12 protein-coding genes are annotated in these 7,655 nt (G+C 52.7%); 6 read left to right on the plus strand and 6 right to left on the minus strand.

Features of this window, described 5'->3' with window-relative positions:
• Window positions 1-193: 193 nt before the first annotated feature.
• The 4 genes from ACTOVJ_RS07115 to ACTOVJ_RS07130 form a co-directional block, all read right to left on the minus strand.
• Window positions 194-1,774 carry a YfcC family protein gene (locus ACTOVJ_RS07115; RefSeq protein ID WP_449501993.1) on the minus strand — a complete coding sequence of 527 codons (1,581 nt, stop codon included), beginning with the start codon at window positions 1,772-1,774 and terminating at the stop codon, window positions 194-196.
• Window positions 1,774-2,709: a carbamate kinase gene (arcC, locus tag ACTOVJ_RS07120; RefSeq protein ID WP_449504368.1), complete on the minus strand. Its 936-nt coding sequence runs from the start codon at window positions 2,707-2,709 to the stop codon at window positions 1,774-1,776. The genes ACTOVJ_RS07115 and arcC overlap by 1 nt, the downstream gene beginning before the upstream one ends.
• A gap of 10 nt (window positions 2,710-2,719) precedes the next feature.
• Window positions 2,720-3,715: an ornithine carbamoyltransferase gene (argF, locus tag ACTOVJ_RS07125; RefSeq protein ID WP_449504367.1), complete on the minus strand. Its 996-nt coding sequence runs from the start codon at window positions 3,713-3,715 to the stop codon at window positions 2,720-2,722.
• A gap of 258 nt (window positions 3,716-3,973) precedes the next feature.
• A complete protein-coding gene (locus tag ACTOVJ_RS07130) occupies window positions 3,974-4,891 on the minus strand; it encodes a zinc-binding dehydrogenase (RefSeq protein WP_449504366.1) in 918 nt (305 codons plus the stop codon).
• 72 nt (window positions 4,892-4,963) lie between these two features.
• On the opposite strand from ACTOVJ_RS07130, the gene ACTOVJ_RS07135 reads away from it, so the two are divergent.
• From ACTOVJ_RS07135 to ACTOVJ_RS07150, 4 genes are all read left to right on the plus strand, one after another.
• Window positions 4,964-5,116: a hypothetical protein gene (locus ACTOVJ_RS07135; protein ID WP_449504365.1), complete on the plus strand. Its 153-nt coding sequence runs from the start codon at window positions 4,964-4,966 to the stop codon at window positions 5,114-5,116.
• Window positions 5,117-5,211: 95 nt separating this feature from the next.
• Entirely contained in the window at window positions 5,212-5,373 is a 162-nt protein-coding gene (locus tag ACTOVJ_RS07140) for a hypothetical protein (RefSeq protein ID WP_449501998.1), read from the plus strand.
• A gap of 209 nt (window positions 5,374-5,582) precedes the next feature.
• On the plus strand, window positions 5,583-5,813 hold the full coding sequence (relB, locus tag ACTOVJ_RS07145) for a type II toxin-antitoxin system RelB family antitoxin (RefSeq protein WP_449501999.1): 231 nt from the start codon (window positions 5,583-5,585) through the stop codon (window positions 5,811-5,813).
• Entirely contained in the window at window positions 5,800-6,069 is a 270-nt protein-coding gene (locus ACTOVJ_RS07150; RefSeq protein ID WP_449504364.1) for a type II toxin-antitoxin system RelE family toxin, read from the plus strand. Before relB ends, ACTOVJ_RS07150 begins: the two co-directional genes overlap by 14 nt.
• On the opposite strand, the gene ACTOVJ_RS07155 is transcribed toward ACTOVJ_RS07150, so the two are convergent.
• The gene (locus tag ACTOVJ_RS07155; RefSeq protein WP_449504363.1) at window positions 6,066-6,431 is read right to left on the minus strand and encodes a hypothetical protein; all 366 of its coding nucleotides are present in this window, start codon (window positions 6,429-6,431) and stop codon (window positions 6,066-6,068) included. The two genes, ACTOVJ_RS07150 and ACTOVJ_RS07155, sit on opposite strands and share 4 nt — an antisense overlap.
• Complete coding sequence (locus tag ACTOVJ_RS07160; protein ID WP_449504362.1) at window positions 6,428-6,694, minus strand: hypothetical protein; 267 nt, start codon at window positions 6,692-6,694, stop codon at window positions 6,428-6,430. Before ACTOVJ_RS07160 ends, ACTOVJ_RS07155 begins: the two co-directional genes overlap by 4 nt.
• 108 nt (window positions 6,695-6,802) lie before the next feature.
• Between ACTOVJ_RS07160 and ACTOVJ_RS07165 the strand changes: the two genes are divergently transcribed.
• Together ACTOVJ_RS07165 and ACTOVJ_RS07170 are read left to right on the plus strand one after the other, a co-directional pair.
• Entirely contained in the window at window positions 6,803-7,009 is a 207-nt protein-coding gene (locus ACTOVJ_RS07165) for a hypothetical protein (protein ID WP_449504665.1), read from the plus strand.
• A 155-nt stretch (window positions 7,010-7,164) separates the two neighbouring features.
• Entirely contained in the window at window positions 7,165-7,569 is a 405-nt protein-coding gene (locus ACTOVJ_RS07170) for a hypothetical protein (RefSeq protein WP_449504361.1), read from the plus strand.
• Window positions 7,570-7,655: the final 86 nt, after the last annotated feature.

The raw sequence follows: 7,655 nt of genomic DNA on the forward strand, positions 1-7,655 counted from the left end.
TGTCACTACCAGAAATGAAGCGGGACACATTTTATCAGGGGCAATGCTTCTCCAGCCAGATCGAGATCTGTCGACACACGTCACGCCAACATCACGATGTTCCGATCGCTTTTCAGTATTTCTGCACGTCACAGAAATACACAGAGGGGATGGGGAAGCTCGCCGCTACCCCATCCCCTCTTTCATTCACTCATCAGCCAGAAACAATCACCGCTGTCACACACAGGATCCCACCGAATCCGAGGACGAAAGCAACCATCGGCCACACAAACTTCAACCAATGCGAATACTTCATATTCAGCATCTGCAGAGTTGCCATCACCAGCCCGGTCGGCGCCAAGAAGAGCATCGCGTACTGGCCGTACTGGTATGCCATGACAATAATCCAGCGAGGCATACCAACAGCGTCGGCAAGCGGAGCAAAAATCGGCATCGCGAGCACAGCCAAGCCTGACGACGACGGAACGACAAAGCCCAAGATGAAGAACACCAGCATAAGCATGATGATGAACAACGGGCCAGACATTCCACTGACCAGATTTGTCAGCGAGTTCAAGATCGTATCCGAAATCAATCCTTCGTTCATCACAAGGTTAATTCCGCGAGCAAGACCAATGATCAGCGACACTGCCACCAACGAAGATGCTCCTTCAGAGAAGGCATCAACCAATGCTGTCTCCGAAACTTTCTCCTTACCCCACGCCGCGATCAGCATCACGATAATGGCGATGACCAAGAAGGCAGCGGCCATTTGTGGGAACCACCAACCGGCAGCCATCACACCCCAGACCATAATCACGAACGCTGAGACAAACAGCGTCAGGATGATCTTCTTTTCCCAGTTGAAGTTCGTGACATCATCCATCGACGATGCCATGGACCACCGGCGAGTGAAGTCCTCGTGATCTTCCCAAGTATAGGAGCTCGACGGATCGGCCTTAATCTTCTTCGAGTACCAGTGGAGGTAGAACACCACCACAATCCCGCCAACGATCAAGCCGGCCAAACGCCACCAAATACCTTCAGTGAACTGGATACCTGCAGCATTTGACGCGATCACCGAGGAGAACGGGTTCACCGTGGAAAAAGTTGTCCCCATCGATCCTGCAAGGAAAATTGAACCCACACAGATGATGGAGTCATATCCCAAAGCCAAGAAAATTGGGACAAGGATGGGATAGAACGCCACCGCCTCTTCTTCCAAGCCACACAGAGAACCGCCCACCAGCATGAACACCGAAACGAAGAAAATCAACGCAAACTCGCGCCCCTTCGTCTTCTTCGTCAGCGCGACAAGGCCGGATTCAAAGGCACCCGTTTTACGCACCACTCCGATCAAACCACCAAGGACGAAGATGAACACCATCACGTCCACAGCCTCGATCGTGCCGCGAACCATCGCGCTAGGAACATCCGAGACACCTGCAGGATGCTGGTCAAGACGCTCGTAAGAACCTGGAACCGAAATTGGCTTATTCAACGCACCTGACGTGAACTGACCAATATCAAGATCGATTCCGAGATCTTTGAGTGACTGCTGCTCAGCCGGCAAGGTTTTCGCCTCACCCTGAGGAGATGTCAGCACAAGGCTTGACCCCTTGGCGTCGTAAGAAAGCTTCGCATACTGTCCAGCCGGGATCACCCACGTTGCGATTGCGGCAAGAATCGTCAAGACGAATAGCACCGTAAACGCACTTGGGACACGGAACTTCAGCTTCCGTTTTGGCTTAGACACCGGTGCCTGAGCATTAACGGTTTGTTGTCCCTCGCTCATCACACACCTCGGATAACCGTTCCAGTGAAGCCCTTGAGCCCATCCGCCGCTTTCTCAAGCGACGTGATGATGGCACGCTTACCCGGGTTCTGCTCAACAAACTCGATACACGCTTCAACCTTAGGTAGCATCGAGCCGGGAGCGAATTCGCCTGCAGCAATGCGCTCGCGAGCCTCTGTCACTGTCATCTCAGAGATAGCCTGTGCTTGCGGGGTATTGAATCCGACATACACCTGCTCAACCGCAGTGAGGATCAAAAGGGTATCCGCACTGAGCTGGCCTGCCAGGAGAGCTGCTGTGCGATCCTTGTCGATCACCGACGCAACTCCCTCGTAGTGCTCACCCTTATCAACCACAGGGATTCCGCCGCCACCAGCAGCCACAACCACCGCGCCACTGTCGACGAGCGAGGAGATCACGGGTGCTTCAACAATCGAAACCGGGATTGGCGAAGCGACAACCCAACGCCAGCCACGGCCAGCGTCTTCGACATAGGTGTTGCCGGTTTCCTCGTGAAGTGCGGCTGCTTCCTCTTCGGTGTAGAAAGCACCCACTGGCTTTGTCGGCTTTTCAAAAGCCGGATCATCGGCGTCGACGACAACCTGCGTGACGACGGAGGCGCATGGCTGGCTCATGCCACGCGCACGAAGCTGGTCGCCAATTGCCTGTTGGAGATGGTAGCCAATATAGCCCTGCGACATCGCACCGCACTCGGCGAATGGGATCGACGGAGTGACCGAGGCTTTTGCCGAGGTGTCCGTCGCAACCTTGATCATGCCAACCTGCGGTCCGTTGCCATGAGTGACGGTGACTTGGTTACCTAATTCCACCAGGTCGACGATGGGTGACGCAGTGGCGGCAATGAGCTCAAGTTGTTCTTTAGGTGTCTTCCCCAGTGCGTTACCGCCAAGCGCAACAACAATTTTTTCCGACATTATGACTCCCTTAGGACAGTGTTGCGTACATGACAGCCTTGATCGTGTGCATACGATTCTCGGCCTCTTCGAATACGCGCGAGCGGGTGGACTCGAACACTTCGTCGGACACTTCCATCTCGGTGACACCGAACTGCTTGGCAATATCTGCACCGATTGTGGTGTTGATATCGTGGAAGGACGGCAGGCAGTGCATGAAGATCGCATCCTTACGTGCCTTGTTCATGAGTTCGGTGGTCACGCGGTAGCGCTCAAGGAGCTTGATACGCTTCTCCCAGAGCTCAGCCGGCTCACCCATCGACACCCAAATATCGGTGTAGATGACATGGGCATCCTTAACTGCCTCTTCCGGATCCTCGGTCAGAGTGATTTCGGCACCGGTTTCCTTCGCGATCTCGCGGCAGGTGACAACGAGGTCATCGGCCGGCATTTGCTCCTTCGGGCCGCAAGCGACGAAGTGAAGGCCGAGTTTGGCACAGACCACCATGAGAGAGTTTGCGACGTTGTTCTGCGCGTCGCCCATGAAGACAAGCTTCTTGCCGACGAGGCCATCTGGGAAATTCTCTTCCACAGTGAGCATATCGGCGAGCATCTGAGTGGGGTGAAATTCTGTGGTTAGACCGTTCCACACAGGAACGCCTGCCTTGGCACCGATTTCTTCAACGATCTCTTGAGCAAAGCCGCGGTACTCGATGCCATCGTACATACGTCCGAGCACGCGAGCGGTGTCTTCGATCGACTCTTTCTTGCCCATCTGCGACGAGCCTGGATCGAGGTAGGTGACTCCCATTCCAAGGTCGTTGCCGGCGACTTCAAATGCGCAACGAGTACGGGTGGAGGTCTTCTCGAAAAGAAGCACGATGTTCTTGCCTGTGAGGTATTTGTGGGGAACACCGGCCATCTTCATGTCCTTAAACTCCTTCGACAGACGCAGGAGATAACGGATCTGGTCTGGGGTGAAATCGAGGAGCTTGAGGAAATTCTGTCCGGAAATTGACATTGGCATGATGATTCCTTTCGGTGAATATTCGCATCGGCTTTCGCATCGTTGCTCTGCCGATACCCCGCTGACCACATCGTCGTGGTGGGGACGAAATCCACTGTGCAACGTGGACAATTCTCATGCGAGAAAATCTCGGGTGAGTGAGGGTTTAAATCACTAACCTGATAATTTATCGAGCATTAAACCCCGATGAACCCGCGAAATTTCGCGGGTTCATCGGGGGGGGATGTAAAAGCTAAATTTCTTCGTTGATCCGTGACCCTACTCGAATTTCACTACATATTTGCCGTGGAGTTCTTTCTTAGCGAGCCCATTCCAGGTCTGCGCAAACTGATCGAGAGTGATGCTCGTGTATGGCAACGTCACACCAGCTGAATACAGTCCGCAAGCCTGTGCATAGTAATTGCGCCCATCCGTATCGGACAACAGAAAATTCGTATACCCGAGCATAGAGATTCCTTTAGTGCGGAAGATCGAAGTGGGGAACTCAGCATGAGTTCCTGCAGCCGAACCAATCTGAATCCAGCGCGCACGATTGTTAATCAATGACATCATCGGGCCAACATACGGGCCCGATAGTTGATCGATCACCACATCAATCCCGCCAGGCGCACATTCTGCAAGGACCTCTGCAATTTCGGGAGCAGACGGGTCTTGAGTAATAAAACCTGTCATTCCAGATGCTTGGATCGTTTCCAGGGCTTGAGCCGAACGAACCATCGCCACAACATTGGCTCCACAATTGAGCGCAGCTCGCCCTGCGAGGAGACCCAGGTGACCGTTAGCGCCTGTGATCAGAACGGTGTCCAGTGCGCTCACTCGGGCACACTCAATTGCTCCCACTGCCGCAATACCCGGAACACCGAGCACGGCGGCCGTCGATGAGTCGAGATTGTCGGGAATTGGTGCGGTGAAAGCATCAGAGAGATCCACATATTCTGCAAAAGATCCGGCAGGCGGATGAGGAAGTTGAAAATAAACTCGCTCGCCGTCAGGTATCTGCGCAACGCCCGAATATCCGAGGGTGTCACCATCACGAAACCCGCGCTTGAAAAATTTTCCCGAACCGATCGCAAAATCAATTGGATTGATCGCAGCAGCTAAGACACGAGCCGCTCCCTCTAGCGTCGAGGTTTCTTCGATGACGACGTGTGATTCACGAATCGTTACGTGTTGCATTGGCTTCCTCACCTTACTTTGAGCACGCGACCGATGTTCTCTCATATCGCGGCGCGACACAGGGAGTATACCGTGTTAATCGCCGACGTCGGAGCAAATCGTAACGTCGCGCCGTTGGGTACAGGAGTTATCCCGATCCGTGTGGGCTCTTACTCGCTCAAACAACCGAAAGGAAAGCGTGATGGACAACAACCAGCCGCTCGACCAGGGCGCATCCTTGGATGAAGGCGCAATCATTTTCCGCCGATACACCGATGACATCTGGGGCGATGATGGAGTCGATCTCGTCGCAGACGGGCGCGTGATCTTCCATAAGCTCGATGACGGTACGTGGGGCACAAGGGCTCGACCTTGCCGAAGGAGATACGGTCACTGTGACCACGAAGGACGGGAAAGAGCACGACGTCGTTGTTGGAGAAATCATCAACGACGAGGACGGACTGCAAATGGCAACATTCTCATGGCCAGAACACGACAACTAAACTCCACACTGAAAGCCAAGGCGGCGTAGCTCCACTTTTGTGGATACTACGCCGCCTTGAGCGGTTCATGTACGAACAGTGACAGTCTACGCAACAACCTTTCCCCACTTCATGAAGTGCAGCCACACGGACTTGGCTCTCTCGTATCTAGTGCATTGACAACCCCCACCCCAGACGCAGTACCTTGTACTAGCAGGGGGGTGGAAAATATGGCTTTTTCAATCAGACTGAGCGAGCAAGAGCGCAAACTAGCTACGAGCTATTCACGCTTACATGGTATTTCTTTGGGTGAAGCTTTTAAGCAGGCACTCTTTGAGCGTATCGAAGACGAATATGATTTACAGATCGCCCAAGAAGCGTTAGATGATTGGGCGAGAGATGGCTACAAATCAACGCCTATAGCTGATTTCTGGAAAGAACTTGACGATGAGCAGTTATGAGGTTGAACTTTCTACACGGTTTAAGAAAGAGTTCCGCAAGCTTGACTATTACACACAGAAAATAATTCGTGGCTGGATGAATAAAAACCTTGTAGAAGCAGAAAATCCACGCATACACGGCAAAGCCTTAACAGAAAATTTCGCTGACTTATGGCGGTATCGAATTGGCGATTACCGCCTTATTGCTGAAATCAAAGACGATAAATTCATCGTCTTGGCTCTCTCCATTGGACACAGACGCAACGTATACCGTTAAGTGAAAATGGGATGAGGGAATTTCATCACCTCATTTTCACTACCCGGCGCAAGTATGCGTGTCGTCAGTTTACGATCCAGCCGATCATCCCGAGCGTGAAGATAACCAGGACAATTTTCAACAGCGTCCACGCAATCAGAAGATAAGCCACCGTGCCCGTACGCGCAAAGACACTCCATCGCGGAACTCGCACGCATGTTCAACGTCTCAAGCACACCGCCTTTACCCGAGCCAGGTTGACCCCCAACCGAAGCAAAAACCGGAGCGAGTGAGGATTGTGGCTGTTGCTCGTTGATGTATCGTGGAACAACGTCTTCTTCGAAAATCTCCCGTAATTGCACAGGCGTGAGGTGAGTATTCATACGACAAGCTGTGGACGATCAGCGGGAAGGTTATTCCAAATCGTGCGTAGTTTTTCTTTCACATTCCTGATCTCTTGGGGGTTACCAGAATCAACCGAGCGTGCGAGAGCCATAATGTGAGCGTGCTGACTCCACCAGTATTCTTCTTCTGGTGTCCCCTTTACTTCACGAGCCCAGGCGACGTATTCGCCCTCGATGCGGGTGGCGAGTTCGAGGAGAATGTCGTATTCCATCGGGTCGATATGTTCATTGTCGAGGTTCATGGTGTTCCCCTTTTCTGTGGTGCTCTCATTCTACTGTCTGCGCTTGTGTGGCGCGATGATCAATAACACATTGTGGCGATATCTCCATCTGTGTGGCATTGTGGGGGTATGAGGAATAATTCAAAGCCGGGGGCGCGCGGCGCAACCAAGGATGTACACTTTAATTGTCCAGCCGATCTTCTTAAACAGATGCGCGTTTATGCAGCTCTTAATGACACGAATGTAACCGCGCTGATTATTAATTCGGTAACTGATTATCTTGACCGCCAGGCACCGAGTTTGCGTGAGGATCTACAGTTTTCGCACACGGCCTGACAATAACTCTTGATGCGCTGACCTGTAAGAAGCACATCAAGCGATGGAGAAGAACGGGGCGCATTCCACTGGTTTATCATTCAGCGGTGGATGCGCCCCGTTCGGCCGCTATTTTCTCCATCTCTTGATGTGTCGGCCAGGAAAGGCCTGCAACAATGTTGACAATCTATATGCGCCCGGGCAACGCCCAGGGTATCGCGGCGGTTGAATTTTCCCGCCGCATTTTTTCATCTCCAGTCACTGATTTTCATGACCCGAAAGCAATGTGGAGTGTGGGGACGACGTTCTCGTTGGAGCAGATTTTGAACGCTGATCATCATTCGATTATGAGGCTGGAGAATATGGTTGCTTCTCTTGGCACGCGTCGAGATACGCAGAATTCGCGGCGTGAATATATCGAAAGTGAGATGAAAGAATTGCAATCCGAGATGGACAAGCCGTCACCATATCATGAGGAATTGGCGGATAAGCGTGAGGAGTTGACGGTCGTCACGCGTGAGATTACTCGTGCACGCAAGAGCGGGAACGCGCCCGAACATCAGGCGCATTTAAGCCTCTAAACTCTCGCAATTAAGAAGCGGGGGGGCCCCGGTTTTTTTTTGGTGGGGCCGCGTGGGTTTGCGTGGCCGGGGGGGGTTTAGCCCCG

The organism is Arcanobacterium sp. (ex Cirak et al. 2026) (genome assembly GCF_053585065.1).

Bases quoted from the DNA above. Each gene is read 5' to 3' on its own strand.
- ACTOVJ_RS07165 (WP_449504665.1), top strand. From the start codon at position 6,803: ATGAGGAATAATTCAAAGCCGGGGGCGCGCGGCGCAACCAAGGATGTA.
- ACTOVJ_RS07130 (WP_449504366.1), bottom strand. From the start codon at position 4,891: ATGCAACACGTAACGATTCGTGAATCACACGTCGTCATCGAAGAAACC.
- arcC (WP_449504368.1), bottom strand. From the start codon at position 2,709: ATGTCGGAAAAAATTGTTGTTGCGCTTGGCGGTAACGCACTGGGGAAG.
- ACTOVJ_RS07150 (WP_449504364.1), top strand. From the start codon at position 5,800: ATGAGCAGTTATGAGGTTGAACTTTCTACACGGTTTAAGAAAGAGTTC.
- ACTOVJ_RS07170 (WP_449504361.1), top strand. From the start codon at position 7,165: ATGTTGACAATCTATATGCGCCCGGGCAACGCCCAGGGTATCGCGGCG.
- argF (WP_449504367.1), bottom strand. From the start codon at position 3,715: ATGCCAATGTCAATTTCCGGACAGAATTTCCTCAAGCTCCTCGATTTC.
- ACTOVJ_RS07155 (WP_449504363.1), bottom strand. From the start codon at position 6,431: ATGAATACTCACCTCACGCCTGTGCAATTACGGGAGATTTTCGAAGAA.
- ACTOVJ_RS07160 (WP_449504362.1), bottom strand. From the start codon at position 6,694: ATGAACCTCGACAATGAACATATCGACCCGATGGAATACGACATTCTC.
- ACTOVJ_RS07115 (WP_449501993.1), bottom strand. From the start codon at position 1,774: ATGAGCGAGGGACAACAAACCGTTAATGCTCAGGCACCGGTGTCTAAG.
- ACTOVJ_RS07140 (WP_449501998.1), top strand. From the start codon at position 5,212: ATGACGGTACGTGGGGCACAAGGGCTCGACCTTGCCGAAGGAGATACG.
- relB (WP_449501999.1), top strand. From the start codon at position 5,583: ATGGCTTTTTCAATCAGACTGAGCGAGCAAGAGCGCAAACTAGCTACG.